Below are 20,765 nucleotides of genomic sequence, written 5' to 3' on the forward strand. Positions count from 1 at the left end.
GTGCTAAACAGGAAGGCTGGACAACCTTCCTCTGTTTCTACGTATGCTATGGTAAAAAACGTTCTTAATGGCCGCCCAGCGACCTGTATAAGGTAACCAGCCCGCTGTAAACATTCCGGCGGGTATTGATCATGGCCAGTTCAGCTTCCAGTACACTTTTTTGTGCGGTAATTACCTCCAGGTACGAGGCGTAACCGGTGGAGAACAGTGTGTTCGCGGTCGATACAGCCTGTTTCAACACCATCACTTCTTTCTTTTTCATTTCAAAAGCCTGCTGCTGGTTATCTACCTTGTTTAAGGCGGTGACAGTCTCCTGGTAGCCGTTTACCACTGCCTGCTGGTATTGGTAAAAGGCAGACATAGCGCCGGCCCTGCTGGTATTATATCCTGCTTTTAACTGTCCCTGGTTGAATAAAGGCGTGGTAAGTCCGCCCAGTATGCCCCATGCCAGGGAGGCGGGCGACTGGAACAGCAGGTTGGCCTTAAATGCATTAAAGCCTGCATAAGGCGTAATGGTTAATGTGGGGAGAAAGGCCAGTCGCGCTGCTTCCAGGTCCTTTTGTGTAGCGCCCAGTTCTCGGGCGGCCTGTTGTATGTCCGGGCGATGCAGCAGCAGTGAAGCGGGAATGCCTGTAGCGGAAAGATGCGTAAGGCTGTCTGTATCCCAGCCGGTGCGTGTAATATGCTGTGGCAGGCGGCCCAGCAGTGCGCTCAGTTGATTTTCAAGCGCGGCAATTTGTTCCTGTACACCAAACAGCAAAGCTTTGGTGCTGAGCAATTGCGCGTGAAACTGCTGCACCGCCAGCTCTGTTGCCCGGCCGGCGGACTTCTGTATATTGACCAGGGCCAGGGCGCTTTCCTGCAATGTGATGTTGCGTTTAATGATCTCGCGTTCATCGTCCAGCGCCAGCAGTTCGTAATACATGCCCGTTACCGAGGCCACTACCTGTGTTCTTAACAGGCGCTGTCCTTCCATACTACCGAGCAGGCGTTCGTAGGCTGCCTGTTTCTGGTGGCGCAGTTTGCCCCAGATGTCGGCCTCCCACGAACTGCGTAAGCCAGCGAAGTAATCAGGTGTTGGGCCCGGAATTCGTTGATCTTTCGAGATGTTGGGCGACAAATTCGTATCGAAATTGCCCACACCGTTCAGCGTGTAGTCGCCGTAGCGGTCCACGCCTGCCGATAGCGCTACATCTACACGTGGCAGCATCGCGCGTTTGCTTCGCAGTAAATTAGCTTTTGCGGCTTCAATGCGTTGCATGGCCGCCTGCAAATCAAAGTTTGATTGAAGCGCGGTGTCTATCAGCTGTTGTAATTGCTCGTCCGCAAACACCTGTTTGAGTACCGCGAGCGACAAAGTATCCTGCTGTGAGCCCATCACAGCAGGTGTTTTCAGTTGTTCCGGCAAGGTGAGCTGCCGCTGGGTGCTGCAGGCGGTAATACCTGCAATACCGATGATATATGCGTATTTCTTTAGTGCGATCATTGTACAGTTTTTTTCCTGGTGAGAGAGGCAAACAACACGTAGAGTCCGGGGATGATCAACACGCCGAACAGCGTGCCGATTAGCATACCGCCAGCTGCGGCGGTACCGATAGAACGGTTACCCAGTGCGCCCGCACCGCTGGCAATGCATAGCGGGATCAATCCGGCTACGAATGCGAAGGAGGTCATCAGGATCGGGCGCAAACGTGATACGGCGCCCTCCTTGGCGGCTTCCAGCACGCTCAGTCCCTGTTTGTTCCTTAATACCGCAAACTCCACGATCAGGATGGCATTTTTGCCGAGCAGGCCAATCAGCATGACTAATGCTACCTGCGCATAGATATTGTTTTCGAGGCCCAGCAGTTTGAGCGACAGGAAGGCGCCAAATATGCCTGCGGGTAAGGATAGCAGTACAGGCAATGGCAGCAGGAAACTTTCGTATTGCGCTGCCAGTAGCAGGTATACGAATACCAGTACGACAATAAAGATGTAAATAGCCTGGTTGCCCGACAGTATCTGTTCGCGCGTCATGCCGCTCCATTCGTAGCTATAGCCCTGCGACAATACCTTAGCTGCGGTTTCTTCTACGGCTTTAATGGCTTCGCTGCTGCTGAAGCCCGCAGCGGCGTCGCCGTTAATCATGGCCGCTGTGTACATGTTGTAACGGGTCAGCTGCTCTGGTCCATACACGCGTTCGAGGGTGATGAAGTCGGCATACGGCACCATCTCTCCCCTGTCATTTTTCACGTATAACTGCAGCAGGTTTTCTGGTTTAGTGCGATAATGAGGATGCGCCTGCACCATCACTTTATACATTTGCCCGAAGCGAATAAAGTTGGAGGTGTATAAACTGCCCATCAGCGTTTGCAGGTTGCTCATGGCATTTTCGATACTTACCCCTTTTTTTGCCGCCATGGCCTGGTCTACGTGCACCATATACTGCGGGAAACTGGCGTCAAAGCTGGTGAAGGCACTGCCTATTGCGGGGTGCTTCTTTAATGCATCAATGAACTTTTCCGTTTCTGTAGCCGTGGCTTTCAGGTCACCAGCACCGGTTTTGTCGAGCAGCCTTAATTCGAAACCGCTGGAGTTACCGAAGCCCGGCACTGTGGGCGGGGGAAAGAATTCTATGCTCGCATCGGCAATATGTTTGGTGCGTTGTTGCAGGGTGGCGATCATATCATTTACAGAGGCCTTCCTTTCGTCCCAGGCCTTCAGGTTTACCATACCCATACCATAAGAGGCACCGGCTACTTCATTCACCAGGCTATAACCCGCCAGTGTTGATACCGATTCCACTTCGGTAAGCAACGAGGCCTGCTTCTGCACTTCGCTGAGTACTTCTTCTGTACGTTCAACGGTGGCACCGGGCGGCGTTGTCACGTTTACGTATATCATGCCCTGGTCTTCAGTCGGAATAAATCCACCCGGCAAGATGGCCGCTACGCCCCAGGTGGCAGCGAAGAAAACGCCCAGTAGTACCAGTGTAATCAGTTTGCGGCCTGCTATACGACTGATCAGCGAAGCGTATTTGCGTTCGGTGCCGCCGTACGCGCGGTTAAATCCATTGAAGAACTTTTGTAAAAGGCCTTTCTTCTTCCCATCGTTATGTTTTAACATGATGGCGCACAGTGCCGGCGTAAGCGTTACCGCGTTGATGCCCGAGATCACGATGGCGATAGCCAGCGTAAGAGAGAACTGCCTGTAAAACACGCCTACCGGTCCGGAGAGGAACGCCACGGGTATAAATACCGCCGACATCACCAGGGTAATGGCTACCAGTGCGCCGCTTATTTCTTTCATGGCAGCCAGTGTAGCCTCCATGGGTGGCAGGTGTTCCTCACTCATTTTCACGTGTACTGCCTCCACCACCACAATGGCATTATCTACCACGATGCCGATGGCCAGTACTAGTGCGAAGAGTGTGAGCAGGTTGATAGAGAAACCCATCAGCTGCATAAAACACAGCGTTCCGATCAAGGCTACCGGTACAGCCAGTGCCGGGATCAACGTAGATCTGAAATCCTGCAGGAAAATGAACACCACTAAGAACACCAACAGGAATGCTTCGAACAGCGTTTTGATTACTTCATGAATAGAGGCATCCAGGAACCGCGATACGTCGTAATTGAAATTGTAATCCATTCCCGGAGGGAACGATTGCTCTTTCATTTCGGCCATCTTTTTCTTCACGTTCATGATCACATCCTGGGCGTTAGAGCCCGGGCGCTGCTTTAGCATGATGGAGGCGGATGGTTTGCCATCGGTTTTAGACACCATGCTGTACGTAAGTGAGCCAAATTCCACATCGGCCACATCCTTCAGATTTAATACAGACCCGTCGCTGTTAGCGCGTATCACGATCCGCTCATATTGTTCAGGCTCGAAAAATTTGCCGGTATAGCGAAGGACATATTGCTGCATATTGGTTTCCTTATTAGATCCCTCGCCTGTTTTACCGGGTGCGGCTTCAATATTCTGCTTCCTGATAGCGGATGTTACTTCTTCAGCGGAAACGTTGTAGGCCAGCATCCTGTCGGGCTTCAGCCATACACGCATCGCGTATTCCCGCGCGCCCATAATCTCGGCACGCCCTACGCCATCAATACGTTTTAACTCCTGTAGCACATTGATGTCGGCGAAGTTGTAGATGAACTGTTCGTCGAGTTGGGTGTCGTTGCTGGTAACGTTCAGGTACAGCAGCATACTGTTCACTTCTTTTTCTGTAGTCACCCCGCTCTTAATTACCTCCTCGGGCAATTCATCGATGATGGTGGCCACACGATTCTGTACATTCACCGCAGCCTGGTCGGGATCGGTGCCCACCTGGAAAAACACTTGTATAACCGTAATGCCGTCGTTGCTGGATACAGAGGACATGTAGGTCATGCCCGGCACGCCGTTAATAGCACGTTCCAGTGGCGTGGCCACTGCTTTTACACATACTTCGGCATTAGCGCCAGTATACCTGGCCGTAACGGTTACCGACGGCGGTACGATGTCCGGGAACTGGGTAACGGGCAACGTGAACAGCGCCAGCAGTCCCAGGAGGGTAATAATGAGGGATATGACCAGTGATAACACCGGTCGTTTTATAAATGTATCAAACATTGAATTATGTTTTCGTGAAGAGCCTGTTGTTTACATGTTTAGCAAACTGTCTATCGTTACAATACGGGGAGCGATGAGCATCCCATCGCGGATGTTGCGTACCCCTTCGGCTACTACACGTTCGCCAGGCTCCAGTCCGGATTGCACGATGTAAAAGTGCGACATGCGGGTTTGCGGGATGAAGTTGCGCATCTTTACTTTATTGGCTTCGTCTACCACGAAAACATAATTCCGGTCCTGCATTTCAAACACCGCCTTCTGCGGTACAATGACTGCCTCGTCAACTTCCGTGGAAAGCTTGATCTTACCGCTGGCCCCGTGTTTCAGTAGTTTGCGGGGATTGGCAAAACGGGCACGGAAGGCGATAGAGCCGGTACTTTCTTCAAATTCCCCCTCTATCGTTTCGATTTTACCAGGATTGGGATAATCAGTACCATCGGCCAGCACGAGGTGTACATCGCCGTATTGATGATTGGTTTTAGAATAATGAAGATATTCTGTTTCCGACACGCTGAAATATGCGTACACTTCGCGCACGTCCGACAGTGTGGTGAATAATGCGCCTTCGCTGATAAGACTGCCGGTCTTCAATGGAATACGATCAATCACACCGGCAAATGGAGCCCTGACCTCGGTGTAGCGAAGGTGTGCTTCAGCATTCGTGAGAGTAGAACGGGCTTCATCGGCCTTCGCCTCTGCGGCCGCGAGGCGTGCACGTGCAACTTCCAGCTCTGAAGGTGCAAGCACTTTACTTTCCGTCAGCAGTTTGACCCTGTCTGCTTCCAGCGAAGCGGCTTTGGCTTCGGCAATTACGTTACTCAGTGCGGCTTTGGCCCTGGATAGTTCTGCTTTATATTCGCCGTCGCTGATGCGGAATAACAGCTGTCCCTTTTGTACTTCTTCCCCTTCATCTACATGTACCGATTCTAAAAATCCATGTACACGTGCGCGTATCTCTACATTCTGAAGGGCCTGTATGTCGGCCACGTAACTGTGGTACAGCATGGTGTCTTTTGCTTCCAGCCTGGTTACGGGTAATGATTTAAGTTCTTCTTTCGTTTCATTGGCGCTGCTACCGGCACATCCGGCAAATACAACAGCGGCCAGCGATATTGCTATCCCTGAGTTAAGTCGCATACAATACAATTATTCTCCCGCGATGGCGGGAAATTTGAAAATAAAAATGGATACGCTGTACCTGAACTGGTACAACGAACAATGCCGGAAAGGCTCAGCGGTAAACGGGAAAAACTCAGAAGGGTGTTTGCCGGAAGAGGAACTGGTAGTAACCAGGTAGAAAGGCATGTACAAGGCTGTACTCACCTGTTTTGTTGATGGGAAGAAAACTATCGTACTCACAGCTGTAGGGCAGCATGCCGGCAGGCCGGGCTACAAGGTTATACTGCTGTGAAAAAACGGAAACGTAATAACGTGCCTTGGTGCGGCGTGGTTTAGGCGAGCAAACTTTCTCAAAAGCCTGGTCCTGCTCTTCTACTACTGGCGTGGCACCGGGACCTTTCACCCCATTTCCCTCGTATTCATCAGGAATGATGCAATAGCTGTTATCGCAGGTTAAGTGGTACGAAGCTGCGGCCGACATCATACCCGCGGTGAGCTGCACGAGCAAAAGCATCGAGCAGATCAGCCATTTGTATATGTTATGATGTCGTTTAAGCATAAGCCGCTAAATTAGCCCATCATTGTAAAAAGTCAAAATGCGATTTGATGAACGGAAAGTATTCATCCATAAAAAAGCTGCTTCCCTCGCGGAAAGCAGCCGGTTGTTAAAATTATTTTAAAGGCATCAATCCTCCCCCAACCTCGGCCTCAACCGCTGCCTGGATTTATTAAATACCATATTCCCCTTATCAATGCCCTGCCTTAACTTCTTCTGCTCTTCTTCCGGCAGGTTTAAAACAGACTGGCAATCGTCGCTGCAGGTCCCCTGGTATTTAGCTGCGCATTTTTCGCATTGGATAAACAGCAGGTGGCAGCCTTCGTTTTTACAGTTGGTGTGATCGTCGCAGGGCTCACCGCACTGGTGGCAATGGCTGATAATTTCATCGCCGATACGTTCACCCAGGCGATCGTCGAAAACAAAATTCTTTCCTTTAAATTTATTGGGAAGACCCAGTTCTTTTGCTTTGTTGCTGTATTCGATAATTCCCCCTTCGAGGTGATACACATTTTTGAATCCATTGTGGAGAAAATACGCCGACGCCTTTTCGCAGCGGATACCACCCGTGCAGTACATGATGATGTTTTTGTCCTTTTGGTCCTGCAGCATGTCTACGGCCATGGGTAACTGCTCGCGGAAAGTATCGGAAGGAACTTCCATGGCACGGTCGAAATGACCTACCTCAAATTCGTAGTGGTTCCGCATATCTACGATTACCGTATCGGGATCGGCGGAAAGTTCGTTAAACGCGGGAGCGTCGAGGTACTGGCCACGGTGGGTAATATCGAAGTTGGGATCGTCAATACCGTCGGCTACGATCTTTTCGCGCACTTTAATTTTTAGCACATAAAACGACTTGCCGTCATCATCCACAGCGATGTTCAGCCGGATGCCGTTCAGGAAGTCGTACGTGTAAAGGAATTGTCGGAAAGCGTCCACATTATGTTCCGGTACGCTGATCTGGGCGTTAATACCCTCATGGGCCACATAAATGCGCCCGAAAACTCCTAAGTCAAATAAACCGGTGTAAAGTTCATCGCGGAAAAGCTGTGGATCTGCAATTTTGGCGTACTGGTAGAAGGAGATAGTAACGCGCCTGAAGTTTTCTTCTGCGAGCCTTTGCTTCAGCAAATCTGCAGACACTCTGTTGTGTAATGCCATAATTGGAAATTTTAAGGACGTACGTCGGACGAACAAAATTTCTTTTTTTCTGTTATTAAAAAAGATGGCAACAAAAGTACAAAAAATCCCGGGATGGGGAGATTTTCTACAGTCAACCAAATCAGATTAAATTTTTACCATATTTATTACCGGATCGCCACAAGCATTATAAACCATTGGCATGCTTTTGGAAAAAACTTTCACAAGTAACCAACAATACATTAACCCTTAAAGTTGAAGACTATGAACACTTACGTTATTTACTTTTTTCTGGTAGTTACCGCGATATGGTTGTACCGCCTTCTGGCATATTTTTATGATGACAGAAACGAGAAAGCCTCCGGCAAACAGTATAAAACCGCTTACAGACGGAGATTGAACCGTTATTGATTATATATTGGCAAGCGAACGACATGAAGCCACCTTTTTTAAGTAAAAGGGTGGCTTTTTGTCTTTAGTGCTTAACGTTTACTGTTTCAGGTAATCGCAGGGAACATTTTCCGGTAAATAATCGATGCAGAAAGCCGCTCATGGGGTAACTTTTCCCCCATATAACCCCGGTACCGTAATTTTAAGACCGGCTGTTGTTCCTCTACGGAGTGACATTCAATGTATTCAATGAGTTTTTCCAGGGAGTTGATACGAGTAGTTTAATTCTGATGGGGATGTTTTGCCGGTCGTAGCAATAACAGCCAGAATCAGGCTAGTTTATCCGCACCGCCCCACCAATCAATCCACCTAAACCTAACCGCACTCCTACTTTGGTTGGCGACTGCGCCTGGTAGCCGGCTACCACATCAACCCGCAGTATTTTGAAGATGTTCTCCAGGCCCGCAAATACTTCCACGTAGTTGTTGTTGCTATTCACATAAAACGCATTGGCGCCGCCCACCAGGTGCCATTTAAGGCGATTGAACAAAGGTATTTTGTTCGTAAGGAAACCATTGAAGTGGTGTTCTACATTCACCGTGGCATAAAGGCGCGCATCGGTGCTGTACTGGTAATAGGGCGCCAGCTGGAAGCTGTTCAGGTATTTGGAGTTATAGAAAGTCTGGTTGCCGTTAAAGTGTTGCAGGTCGGGAATATTAACGCTGTCGCGGTTCAGGAAACCACCCACTGACAAACGGTAATGGAATTCGCCTGGCAGTTTTAAATTGATCTCGTCGAACACGCCCGCCTTCCATTTATCGAAATTGATATCACTGCCCAGTATGTTTAAGCCTTTGCTGTATTGCAGTTCAAAGGTCGGGTATTTAGACCCCATCGCCTGCCGGCTGTCGGGCAATTCAATAAAACGCTGGCCCGGCTGGTAACGGAAGCCGGCGTCCCACACTAATGCCTGGTGCTTCAAAAATGGGCGATTGGCCAGTTCCTGCGGCTGGTTGGGTGTAAACGTTTTGTCTTTGTTTTCGAATATTACGAAATCGGTGGTGTTTAGTAAGGGCAGGCGGTTTTCGTAAGTGATGGAGGAAGTTACACGCAGGCTATTGTCGAAGCGGCGCGTATAATTGATTTTACCGAACTGTTTCTCATAATACTTTGCATAGTTTTCCTTCAGCAACAACGTGTACAAAGAATTAAATAACGGGGTAATGGGATTGTCGTCGTTGAATTGCGACACCGCTTTGCCCCCCGACAAACTCCAGATGTTCCGGGAATTGCTGTATTTCTTATGCCGGCCGCGGTATTCCAGTTCCGTCCAGGCGTTGAAATGCGTATTGCTGATGCCGTAGCGGAAATGGTTATTCCATTTCAGTATTTTATCATCTCTTAAACTAAAGTTGATACCCGGGTGTGCCTGTATCACAAGACCTTCCACCGTATTGTATTCCAATCCCTTTATCAGCCCTTTCATATTGAAACTGTGCGAGGCGATGGAGCTGTCGCGTTTAAAGTACATGGGGTAATTTACATCCGACCACAACACATCCCATACCTTTACTCCGTGCCGTTTACTTCTTAAGGTGTCCAGTTGGCGGCGGGATGTGGCAGAATCGCGTTCTGCTTTGGCCGTACTGTCTTTTACCACGAAGTCGCGCGCCTCTTCCTGCTCCAGCGGTACCGGGCGAATACTGTCCCAGTAAGCGATGCTGCGTTTCTCGGCAGCGGTATCGTACTTCATAAATATTTTATCGAAATACTTTTTAGGCAGATCGGGTTGCAGGTTATAATTGGAGTAAACGTTTACGAAGTTGCCCACCACGTTAAACCCGAATTGTTTGATGGCTACATACACGAACTGGTCTTTCGTACGCCAAACATCCCCGCTTACAGGCACGTGCATCTGCCTGATCTTTAAAGTATCTACCAGTTCCAGTTGGTATTCGCTGGTCAATTCGAGGTCGGTGCTATGAATGCGCCAGTCATCTTCTGTAATAAATATGTACCCGGAAAATACTGGCTCGAATTTCCGTTTAGGGATTACTTTGATCTTATTCACCGTTTTCCCGTCCTCCACAAAACTGCCTTCCAGCCGGTACCGGTAATGCATTAACGCCGATTCAGCGATAGGCGATATAAAGCCACGTGGGTTCACCTGCGAAACGATGGCTTCTACGTTGTTGTCATAAAAATTAATGAACGCAGGGAAACTTACGCCAAGTCCTCCCCCGCTCTGCCTGGCCGAAACCACTTCCAGCTTCAGTTTGTCAGGTTCACGGTACGCTATTTTTGTTACCGATTCAGAAAGGAACACTACGCCCTGGCCGGTAGAATCGACCCCCAGTTCATCCTTATCTATCTTTTGCCCTAAAACCTTTTTCGGAACAGCCCGCAGTTTGAAAAAGCCTTTGATATAAGCTTCGCAGGTATATTCTTTCACCTGTTGCCTGTAATACGGCCGTTTCTTAATGGCCTGGCGGATAATAGCGTAGGCAGGGTCTTCGCCGCCCGACTTAATGACCACTTCTTTTACCTGCAGGCTAAGCGGCTGCATGATAAAGTCTAGTGGAACATCGGTAGTGGCGAGTGTTACAGCCTGCTCCTGTTTCTTAAACCCGAGGTATTGGCATACGATCGTATAACTACCGGCTGGCAGCTCGAGATGATACTGCCCCTGTGCATTGGCGGTGGTACCGTTAGTGGTGCCTTTGATCAATACAGTGGCGTAAGGCAGCGCAATGCCTTTATCGTCGGTAACTTTACCACGAATGGCCGCAGCCTGCGCTAGCAGAGAATACAAAAGGAAACAGAGAGTCATCTGAAACTTGGGCATAAGCGAAAATTAACCGGTATTGGCAAACAGGAAGGTGACTGTATTTAAGCCGCTGTGACAGTAGGTGCCTGTGTCTTTTTCCTGCGGAGCAGCGAGGCGCTTAATGCAGCGAAACCTGCCACAAGTGCGCCGGGAATGCCAGTGATAAGAATGATGAGGTAAGGATTTTTGGCCTTCAGTATCAGGTCGGCCATTTTAGTGGAAAGAATATGCTCGTTTTGCATATCCACAATTAGCGCCATTACGAGGTACAGGCAGTAAATGGCGAGGAAAGCGTTAAAAAAAGCTTTTGCCGGCTTCAGGGTAATCCAGAGTCCAACAACAAATGCAACGATGGCTATCACCCACCAGTCGAGCAACTGGCCGAGCAGGCAGCTTAATATTACATTGAGAAAGAAGGCGATCCAGAAACGCATTAGCATATTATTTAAACCAAGATAAAGAAACTTTAGAAAACAAAAACGCCTCCCGCTATTTTTTTGCAGGGAGGCGCTGGCTTAAGTTCAGATGTTATGCTTTTTGCAAGGCCTGTTCAATGTCCTGCTGAATATCTGAAAGGTGTTCCAGTCCGCAGGAAATACGGATTAAACCAGGCGTAATGCCCACCTTCTGCCTTTCTTCCTCGGAAAGTTTAGCGTGGGTGGTTGATGATGGGTGCGATACGATCGTACGGCTATCGCCAAGGTTGGCGGTGAGCGAACACATATCGATAGCATCCAGGAAGCGGCGTCCTTTCTCAAGGCCGCCTTTAATTTCGAAGCAAAGAATGCCACCGCCGGCCACCATTTGCTTTTTAGCAATATCGTATTGCTTATGCGTTTCCAGGAACGGATATTTCACCCATTCCAGTTTGTCGTTATTTTGCAGCGCTTTCGCCAGCGAGAGGGCAGTTTCCGAATGGCGGGCCATACGGATGTGCAGTGTTTCAAGGCTTTTGCTCAGCACCCAGGCGTTAAAGGGCGACATAGCCGGACCAGTACTGCGGCAAAAGGTATGTACTTCCTTTACCAGATCTTTTTTACCAACCACTGCCCCGCCAAGTACGCGGCCCTGACCGTCAATCCATTTGGTAGCGGAGTGTGTAACGATATCGGCGCCCAGCAGGATGGGCCTTTGCAAAGCCGGTGTAGCGAAACAGTTGTCTACGTTCAGGATTACGTTTTTCTTCTTACATATCCCGGCTACGTAGGCAATGTCGATTACGTCGAGGCCCGGGTTAGACGGAGTTTCCAGGAAAACCATTTTGGTATTCGGCTTAATGGCCGCTTCCAGGCTTTCCGGGTTGTTGATGTCGAAGTAAGTATGTTCGATTCCCCACTTTGGGAGGAACTTAGTGATTACAGTGTGGGTAGATCCGAAGATAGAACTGGAAGACACCAGGTGATCGCCTGCTTTGAGGAAAGCCATAAAGCTGGCGAAGATGGCGCTCATGCCCGAAGAAGTGGCGAAACCTGTTTCTGCTCCTTCAAGAGCGGCCAGTCTGGCGGCAAACTCGTCTACCGTTGGATTGCTGAAGCGGCTGTATATATTGGCATCCGTTTCGTCCGCAAAGGCCGCACGCATATCTTCAGCACTGTCGAAAGTAAAGCTCGAAGTAAGAAACATGGGGCTGGAGTGCTCCATGTGCGGTGTTTGGTCGGCTCGGGTACGAATGGCGTTTGTTTCCGGATGGTACTGATTCTTTCTATTCATCTTATTTTGCGGGGGAAATGTTCACTTCCCAGGTGAGTTTGGTTTTTGATGTACGCAGGGTTTCCGCTACAGAACAGTATTTGTTCATAGACAGTTCCACGGCACGCTGCGCTTTATCGGCATCAATATTACCCTCGAGGAAGAATTTGATATGTGCGGTTTCCCATAAAGAAGGTTCTTTACCTTTTTCACGGTCTGCGTCTATCTCAATCCTGAAGTCGGTGATCTCCTGGCGTTGCTTTTTGAGGATCATCACCACATCGATGGCGGAGCAACCGCCGAGGCCCATGATCAACATCTGCATCGGACGAACGCCGTTGTTCTTCCCGCCGTTCTCCACAGAAGAATCCATTAATACTTTGTGGCCGTTTTCGTCCACAGCTTCCATATTAAATCCGTCGTCTATTCTTTGTAAAGCGATCTTCATAAATTGATAAGATATCTTGATTATTCTTCAAAGATAAACAAGAATGGCTAAAAGAGGAAAAACACATCTTGGCTTAATCATTATTCTGATGTAGGTTTGCGCAAAATTCCAGATTTGCCGCTTCAAACCTACCATAGCACGCAGCCCTTCGTACTCGAATCCGGTCATATACTGCCGGAAATACACATCGCCTATTATACTTACGGCACCCTGAATGCCGCCGGAGATAATGTAGTGTGGGTATGCCATGCGCTAACGGCTAACGCCGAAGTGGCCGACTGGTGGCAGGGACTGATAGGTGAACACCGGGTAATAGATCCTTCCAAACACTTTATCGTGTGCGCCAATATCCTGGGTTCCTGTTACGGTAGCTCCGGTCCCCTCTCCATTAACCCGGAAACAGAACAGCCTTATTACTTCAGCTTTCCGCAGGTAACCATCCGCGATATGGTAAAAGCACATATCATGCTGCGCAGGCACCTTGATATCAGTGATATTTACTTATTGGTAGGCGGTTCTATGGGCGGCTACCAGGCCCTTGAATGGACATTGGCCGAACCAGACCTGGTAAAAAGATTATTCCTGCTGGCTACCGGCTCAGCCGAAAGTGCCTGGGGAATTGCCGTGCATACCGCTCAACGACTGTCCATCGAAGCCGATCCCACATGGAAAGATGCGTCATCAGTGGCCGGCCATGCCGGTTTGAAGGCCGCGAGGGCTATCGGCATGCTTACCTATCGTAATTATCAAACCTTTGTTCGCACCCAAACCGAGCCGGACAAAGACAAAACCGACGATTTCAGAGCATCCTCTTATATCATTTACCAGGGTAACAAACTGGTGAAGAGGTTTAACGCCCAAAGTTACTGGCTGTTAACCAAAGCCATGGATAGTCACAACATAGCCCGTGGTCGTTCGACAGATAGCGTTGAAACACTTCAGCTTATCTCCCAGCCCACCCTGGTTGTAGGCATTACCAGCGATATTCTTTGTCCACCCGAAGAACAGCGTTTTATGGGCCAGCATATACCCAATGCGGCCTACCACGAAATAGACTCGCCTTACGGGCACGATGGTTTTCTTATCGAGTTTGAAAAAATTGGCGCTATCCTGCAACGTTGGCTAAATAAGTAGGGATATATTCGTTGGCGTTACCGCATTTATCCTACAACTAAAATTCCTTTCACGGTTCTTGCCAGAATCGCTTTTTGTGTTATATTTAGTACAGAGTTTTTTCCACGTAGATCATCCAAAACCAAAACCTTCCGTTTATGAAGAACTATCTGCATAAGTACCCCGTATTTACTGTATTGCTGTTACTATTTAGCCTCACATTAAGCGCGCAAACACCTATTGTGATCAAAGGAAAAGTGACCGATAAAACCTCCGGGCAAGGCATGCCGGGTGTTAGTGTATCGGTGAAAGGGGCCGCTACAGGCGCGGTTACAGATGCAAATGGCTCGTTCACGATTAATACCAGCCGAAGTTTACCCCTTACACTCGTGTTTACGTCAATAGGTTACAGCGCCGAAGAGCAAACTATCACCAGTGCAGGATCGGAAATAAATGTATCGCTTACATCTGCTTCCATTTTGGGGCAGGAAGTAGTGGTATCTGCCAGCCGTGTTCCTGAAAGCATTCTGCAATCACCGGTATCTATTGAAAAGATGGATTTAAGGTCGATCAGAGCTACCCCGGCAGCCACGTTTTATGACGGTTTGGCCAATCTTAAAGGTGTGGAGATGAGTACCCAGAGCCTTACGTTTAAATCTGTAAACACACGGGGTTTTAACAGTAATGCAAATACACGCCTGCTGCAACTGATCGACGGTATGGATAACCAGGCGCCAGGCCTTAACTTCTCCGTAGGAAACATCGTAGGTATTACCGAGCTGGACATGGATAACGTGGAGCTGTTGCCAGGCGCGGCATCTGCTTTATATGGCCCTAACGCTTTAAACGGTATCGTACTGCTGAATAGTAAAAGTCCTTTTACCTACCAGGGTTTCAGCGCCAATGTTAAAGGCGGGTTGCTGGCCGAAAAAGGGCGTAGCACGCCTAACACCGGTTACTATGATGTAACGCTGCGATATGCGAAAGCATTTAATAACAAATTCGCTTTTAAAATAAACTTTGGTTACATCAGTGCAGATGACTGGCAGGCGTATGATCAGCGTGATCAGAGCCTGTTAAACGGACATGGGCTGGGTGATGGCAGCAGGGCCAACAATCCGGGTTACAATGGTATCAATACTTATGGGGATGAGACCAATATTAATATGAAGTCGTCGCTTCGCCCGGCGGCTTTGAATACAGGAAATCCTTTGGGTAATGGGATTGCAGCACTTTCCGGCGCTACGGGTGGACTGATCAGCCGCGAACAGATCTTCAACGCCATCATGCCTGATAGCGCTAATTCGTTTGTTTCCCGTACCGGTTACAACGAACTGGACGTAGCCGATTATCATACTAAAAACCTGAAACTGAATGCGGCATTGCATTATAAGTTCAATAACGATTTAGAGGCCATATTACAGGGAAGCTATGGTTATGGTACTACTGTTTACACAGGCGCCGACCGTTACGCTATCCGCAACTTTAACATGGGGCAATATAAGGCCGAGCTTCGTGGTAAAAACTTCTACGTACGACTGTATACAACGCAGGAAAGAGCAGGCGATTCTTATTCAGTGGGTATTCTTGCTTCTGGTATCAACGAGCGCTGGAAAGCTTCTCCCACCTGGTTCCAGCAATACTTTGGCACTTATGCAGGTGGCGCGCTTCAGGCGTTCAGTACTGCATTTCAGCAAAGCCTTGGCGGCGGCGCCAGTCCCGCGGCTGCATTTGCCGCTGCAACCACCGCAGCACAAGGCGGATCAACAGCCTATCATAACGCCGCAAGAGGTGTTGCCGATAATGGCCGCCTGATGCCCGGCACTGATGCATTCAATAAAACCGCAGACAGTGTTAAACAGAAACCAATTCCCGGCGACCTGGCTACCGGCTTAGGTGCAAGGCTGGCCGATAAAACAAACCTCTACCAGGCGGAGTTTATGTACAACTTCACCGACCATATCAAGTTTATGGAACTGATGCTGGGTGGTAATTATCGCGTGTACGCCCTTAACTCAGAAAAAACGTTGTTTGCTGTGGATGATAACGGTGATGAATTCCGCATCCAGGAATATGGCGGGTTTGTGCAGGTCGGTAAGAAACTGTTTGAAGAACACCTGAAGCTCTCCGCAGCACTACGTTACGATAAAAACGAAAACTTCGACGGCCAGTTCAGTCCACGTATTTCGGCGGTGTATACATTCCTCCGCACGCATAACTTCCGCGCATCTTACCAAACTGGTTTCCGCATCCCTACCTGTCAGGACCAATACATCGATCTCAGGACACCGCAGTACCGCCTGATCGGTGGCCTTCCCTTCCTGATCGACCGTTATGGATTGCGGGATGAAACGATCTTTACTGCAGAATCCGTACAGGCGGGAGCGCCACAGCCCTATACTATACAGGAGCTGAAACCGGAAAAGATTTATGCTTATGAAGTCGGCTACAAAGGTTTATACGGTAATAAATTGCTGGTAGATGCGTACGTATATTTCAACAACTTCAAAAACTTCAACGGCAGCCAGGCTATTGTAAAGCCCAGCACTTCCGAGATATTCTCGATGCCGGTTAGTTTCGATAAAGATATCCGTTCGTGGGGTTGGGCAATTGGACTGGATTACTCGCTGCCGCTTAACTTCTTCGTAGGCGGTAACGTATCGTACAATGAGCTTTCCAATGAAGATGAACTGGGTGGATTTATTACTGCCTTCAACACGCCTAAGATCCGTTATAACCTCTCCGCAGGCAACCGTAATATTGCGAACAGTAATATTAGCTTCAACGTTGCGTGGCGCTGGCAGGACGAGTACCTGTGGCAATCGACCTTTGTAAGTGTGGCGGCGCGTGCTGCAGATGTAAGCACCATTCCAGCTTACGGCACACTGGATGCACAGGTGAGCAAGTTCTTTCCCCAGATTAAAACAACATTGAAAATCGGTGCGGCTAATGCGTTGAACAACCGTTATATCCAGTCGTGGGGTAACCCTACGGTGGGCACACAGGCGTATGTGTCGCTTGGATACAATTTATAAGTTACAAACCTGCTTAAATAGTCGACGGCCCCCGGATTACCCGGGAGCCGTCTTATTTTGTTGTAACCCTCATGATTGCTCACGAAGTATCTTTTATACGTTGAAGCGGAAGTGCATTACATCACCATCAGCAACGATATATTCTTTACCTTCTATTCTCAGGCGGCCATTGTCGCGCGCGCCAGATTCAGAACCATATTTTACATAGTCATCATAAGCGATTACTTCCGCTTTGATAAAACCTTTTTCGAAATCGGTATGGATTACACTGGCCGCCTGTGGCGCTTTCCAGCCGCGGTGGATCGTCCATGCGCGTACTTCCTGAACACCTGCAGTGAAGTAGGTGATCAGCTGCAGCAGGTTGTAAGCAGAGTGTATCAGGCGGTCGAGGCCTGGTTCCGTGAGGTTATATTCAGAAAGGAACAGCGCTTTATCATCGGCATCTTCCAGTTCAGATATCTGCGCTTCGATCGTGTTGTTCATCACAATTACCTGTGCATTTTCAGCTTTAACAGCTTCCCTCAGTGCTTCTGAGTATTTGTTGCCGGTAAGCATCGATGCTTCGTCTACGTTAGCAACGTACAATACTGGTTTTTCTGTCATAAGGAACAGGTCAGCTGTAGCTACGCGTTCTTCTTTTGTCAGGTCCAGTTCACGCAGGTTCTTACCTTTTTCGAGGTGTTCTTTACACCTTTTCAGGATGTCGAACTCAATTTTCGCTTTAGGATCGCCACCGGTTTTAGCCATCTTCTCAGTTCTGGCAATCTTCTTTTCCACGCTTTCCAGGTCCTTCAGCTGTAACTCAGTGTCGATAATTTCTTTATCGCTTACCGGGTTAATAGCGCCTTCCTCACGAAGGATGTTATCGTCCTCAAAGCAGCGGATCACATGCACGATAGCGTCTACCTCGCGGATGTTAGCCAGGAACTTGTTGCCCAGGCCTTCACCTTTGCTCGCTCCTTTTACAAGACCGGCGATGTCTACAAATTCGATAGTGGTAGGAACAACGCGCTCAGGCTTCACCAGCTCTTCCAGCTTTTTAAGACGTGGGTCCGGAACGTCCACCAAACCTACGTTGGGTTCGATAGTACAGAAACGGTAATTGCTTGCCTGTGCTTTTGCACTATTACTAACTGCATTGAACAAAGTTGACTTGCCAACATTCGGTAAACCAACTATACCTGCTTGTAACGCCATTTTTTCGAAAAATTTGCGCAAAGATAGTGTAATCAATCGAGTAATGGTTGTTAAAATTGATTATTTTGGACGCCGGTAAGTAAATATCTTACCCGATTGTAATTATTAGCATATGGTATTGAACTATGTATGGATCGCGTTTTTTGTTATTGCGTTTGTGGTAGCGCTTGGCAAACTGATCTTTTTGGGGGATGTGGGACTTTTCAGCCAGGTAACAACCGGGATGTTCGACAGTGCCAAAACCAGTGTGGAGTTGGCGATTGGCCTGATCGGTATGATGGCGATGTGGCTGGGAATTATGCGTGTGGGCGAAAAGGCGGGCATGATCGAGAAATTTGCGCGTGCGGTGAATCCGTTCTTTTCTATTCTGTTTCCCGGTATTCCTAAAAAAGATCCTGCGATGGGTTCGGTGATGATGAACTTCTCCGCCAATATGCTTGGATTGGATAATGCGGCTACGCCGATGGGTTTAAAAGCGATGTCGCAGTTACAGGAAATTAATCCGGATAAAGAAACGGCGAGTGATGCGCAGATCATGTTCCTGGTATTGAATACGGCGGGGATAACAATTATTCCTACTTCAGTAATGGCGATGCGTTTGGCTTCCGGAGCGGCTAATCCGGCAGATATATTTATTCCAACGCTGATAGGCACCCTGATCTCCTTTATTGCAGGGATGATCGCGGTTTCCGTCTACCAGCGTATTAACCTGTTCCGCTTGCCCGTGCTGGTGTTTCTTCTTATTTTCGGAGGGATAATGGCAGCCTTGTATTATGGCTTGTCGGGACTACCTTCCGATCAAATTGCTTTGTACGTTGGCCTCATTGGCGGCTTTATCATATTCGGTTTGATTGTCTGGTTCCTATTGGCCGGCATGGCAAAAAAGATAAACGTTTACGAAACATTTATCGACGGTGCTAAAGAGGGGTTCCAGGTGTCTGTAATGATCATTCCTTACCTGGTGGCGTTCCTTGTTGGCATCAGTGCATTGCGCACAACAGGCTGTATGGATTATTTAACAAACGGTATTGGTTACGTGGTGGCTGCAATGGGTTTTAATACAGATTTTGTACCCGCATTACCCGTTGGCATTATGAAAACCTTCAGTGGCGGCGGCGCCCGCGGTGCCATGGTAGATGTGATGAAGACTTACGGTGCGGATTCTTTCCAGGGCCGACTGGCCTGCATCATGCAGGGTTCTACAGAAACAACATTTTATGTACTGGCCGTTTATTTCGGCTCCGTTAATATCAAAAAGACACGCTATGCACTTGCCTGCGGGCTTATTGCCGATGTGGTCGGCGTTATAGGCGCTATCATCGTAGGTTATATTTTCTTTCACTGATTATTGTTTTAAACTGATACAATGAAACGTACGTTACATGAAGACTGGATAGCGGTGCTACTGGCAGGGCTGTCACTTATCCTGATTTTATCAGGATTAAAACCAACCCTGCCCAAATTTGAATGGAGTAATGGAGAAACGCTGGTAGCTCAACTGAGTAAACTTCAGAACTGGTCGAACCTCGGTATTTTGTATGTATGGCTTTGTGCCAGCCTTGCTATTACAAGGTTATTGTCCTCTCAGCCCGTAAGTATACATCTCTTTATCGGCGCATTATTTCTGGTATTGGTCATGTGGTTCGCCCAACTTATCACGGGCAATTCCGCTATTAAAGGTCTGGGTATTGAAGTGGTATTATTCAGCCTGTTGCTCGGTCTTTTCATCAGTAACGTACTGGGCGTTCCTGCCTGGTTAAAACCGGCCATCCAAACGGAATTGTATATTAAAACCGGACTTGTTTTACTGGGCAGTACTATCATTTTTGGAGATATCATGAAAGCCGGTGCATTAGGCATTATTCAATCGGTAGTAGTAGTGTTTACCGTATGGTATTTTTCATTCTGGTTATGCAAAAAAATGGGGCTGGATGATGAGTTCAGGATGATGATTTCCAGCGCTGTGTCGATCTGCGGAGTTTCTGCGGCCATTGCCACCTCCGGTGCTATCGAAGGTGATAACAAAAAGCTTTCCCAGGTGATATCACTGGTATTGATCGTAGCTATCCCCATGATGTTACTGATGCCTCCTATTGCACATTGGATGGGTTTGTCGCCGGCAGTTACAGGTGCCTGGCTCGGCGGAACTATCGATACGTCGGGAGCTGTGGTTGCGGCAGGTACGTTGGCGGGCGAAGAGGCGTTTAAGATCGCTACTATTGTCAAGTTCTCACAAAACGTGTTACTTGGACTGGCGGCGTTCTTCATTTCTGTATATTGGGCCTATAATAAGAAACAGGAGAATCAGCAGAAGCCTGGCCTTAAAACGATATGGGAGCGCTTTCCGAAGTTCGTACTCGGTTTCATTGTAGCTTCTCTCCTATTTTCCTTTGTGGTACAGCCGGCAACATTTAAGGCTTTAAAAGATCCGATTAAAGATCTGCAGACTTTCTGGTTTGCGCTGGCTTTTGTTTGTATCGGACTTGAAACTAAGTTCAGGGATATTTTCGGGGCAGGCAACAGCCGGCCGGCATTGGCGTTTATTACGGCGCAGGTATTCAACATTTTCTTTACGTTGATTATTGCCTACATCGTATTCAGCGGCCGATTCTTTACCATAGGTCAGTAAACAAAGTACAAGCGCTCCGCTTG

General features: G+C 48.4%; 14 protein-coding genes. 4 read left to right on the forward strand and 10 right to left on the reverse strand.

Annotated elements, in window-relative coordinates; translation table 11 throughout:
* Positions 1 to 64: 64 nt before the first annotated feature.
* From QZT80_RS16195 to QZT80_RS16235, 9 genes are all read right to left on the reverse strand, one after another.
* On the reverse strand, positions 65 to 1,486 hold the full coding sequence (locus tag QZT80_RS16195; protein WP_295124145.1) for an efflux transporter outer membrane subunit: 1,422 nt from the start codon (positions 1,484 to 1,486) through the stop codon (positions 65 to 67).
* Positions 1,483 to 4,596: an efflux RND transporter permease subunit gene (locus QZT80_RS16200; RefSeq protein WP_295124148.1), complete on the reverse strand. Its 3,114-nt coding sequence runs from the start codon at positions 4,594 to 4,596 to the stop codon at positions 1,483 to 1,485. The genes QZT80_RS16195 and QZT80_RS16200 overlap by 4 nt, the downstream gene beginning before the upstream one ends.
* 30 nt (positions 4,597 to 4,626) lie before the next feature.
* Positions 4,627 to 5,733 carry an efflux RND transporter periplasmic adaptor subunit gene (locus QZT80_RS16205; RefSeq protein ID WP_295124150.1) on the reverse strand — a complete coding sequence of 369 codons (1,107 nt, stop codon included), beginning with the start codon at positions 5,731 to 5,733 and terminating at the stop codon, positions 4,627 to 4,629.
* A gap of 115 nt (positions 5,734 to 5,848) precedes the next feature.
* Complete coding sequence (locus QZT80_RS16210; RefSeq protein WP_295124153.1) at positions 5,849 to 6,274, reverse strand: hypothetical protein; 426 nt, start codon at positions 6,272 to 6,274, stop codon at positions 5,849 to 5,851.
* A 126-nt stretch (positions 6,275 to 6,400) separates the two neighbouring features.
* Positions 6,401 to 7,435, reverse strand: coding sequence for a rhodanese-related sulfurtransferase (locus tag QZT80_RS16215; RefSeq protein ID WP_295124156.1), 1,035 nt, complete (start codon positions 7,433 to 7,435; stop codon positions 6,401 to 6,403).
* A 703-nt stretch (positions 7,436 to 8,138) separates the two neighbouring features.
* Entirely contained in the window at positions 8,139 to 10,649 is a 2,511-nt protein-coding gene (locus QZT80_RS16220) for a DUF5686 and carboxypeptidase regulatory-like domain-containing protein (RefSeq protein WP_295124159.1), read from the reverse strand.
* 44 nt (positions 10,650 to 10,693) lie between these two features.
* Positions 10,694 to 11,065, reverse strand: a complete 372-nt coding sequence (locus tag QZT80_RS16225) for a hypothetical protein (protein ID WP_295124162.1) — start codon at positions 11,063 to 11,065, stop codon at positions 10,694 to 10,696.
* Between the two features lie 94 nt (positions 11,066 to 11,159).
* A complete protein-coding gene (locus QZT80_RS16230; RefSeq protein WP_295124165.1) occupies positions 11,160 to 12,341 on the reverse strand; it encodes an O-succinylhomoserine sulfhydrylase in 1,182 nt (393 codons plus the stop codon).
* Position 12,342: 1 nt separating this feature from the next.
* A complete protein-coding gene (locus QZT80_RS16235; RefSeq protein ID WP_295124168.1) occupies positions 12,343 to 12,768 on the reverse strand; it encodes an OsmC family protein in 426 nt (141 codons plus the stop codon).
* A gap of 114 nt (positions 12,769 to 12,882) precedes the next feature.
* Between QZT80_RS16235 and metX the strand changes: the two genes are divergently transcribed.
* Both metX and QZT80_RS16245 read left to right on the forward strand, forming a co-directional pair.
* Positions 12,883 to 13,902: a homoserine O-acetyltransferase gene (gene metX, locus QZT80_RS16240; RefSeq protein ID WP_295124171.1), complete on the forward strand. Its 1,020-nt coding sequence runs from the start codon at positions 12,883 to 12,885 to the stop codon at positions 13,900 to 13,902.
* Between the two features lie 137 nt (positions 13,903 to 14,039).
* On the forward strand, positions 14,040 to 16,916 hold the full coding sequence (locus QZT80_RS16245) for a TonB-dependent receptor (protein WP_295124174.1): 2,877 nt from the start codon (positions 14,040 to 14,042) through the stop codon (positions 16,914 to 16,916).
* Positions 16,917 to 17,009: 93 nt separating this feature from the next.
* Here the strand turns inward: QZT80_RS16245 and ychF are convergent, their stop codons facing one another.
* A complete protein-coding gene (gene ychF / locus QZT80_RS16250) occupies positions 17,010 to 18,113 on the reverse strand; it encodes a redox-regulated ATPase YchF (RefSeq protein WP_295124177.1) in 1,104 nt (367 codons plus the stop codon).
* A 112-nt stretch (positions 18,114 to 18,225) separates the two neighbouring features.
* Between ychF and QZT80_RS16255 the strand changes: the two genes are divergently transcribed.
* Together QZT80_RS16255 and QZT80_RS16260 are read left to right on the forward strand one after the other, a co-directional pair.
* Complete coding sequence (locus tag QZT80_RS16255; protein ID WP_295124180.1) at positions 18,226 to 19,458, forward strand: nucleoside recognition domain-containing protein; 1,233 nt, start codon at positions 18,226 to 18,228, stop codon at positions 19,456 to 19,458.
* Between the two features lie 21 nt (positions 19,459 to 19,479).
* Positions 19,480 to 20,742, forward strand: a complete 1,263-nt coding sequence (locus tag QZT80_RS16260) for a putative sulfate exporter family transporter (RefSeq protein ID WP_295124183.1) — start codon at positions 19,480 to 19,482, stop codon at positions 20,740 to 20,742.
* Positions 20,743 to 20,765: the final 23 nt, after the last annotated feature.

Source organism: uncultured Chitinophaga sp., assembly GCF_902168175.1.
Taxonomy (GTDB): Bacteria; Bacteroidota; Bacteroidia; order Chitinophagales; family Chitinophagaceae; genus Chitinophaga.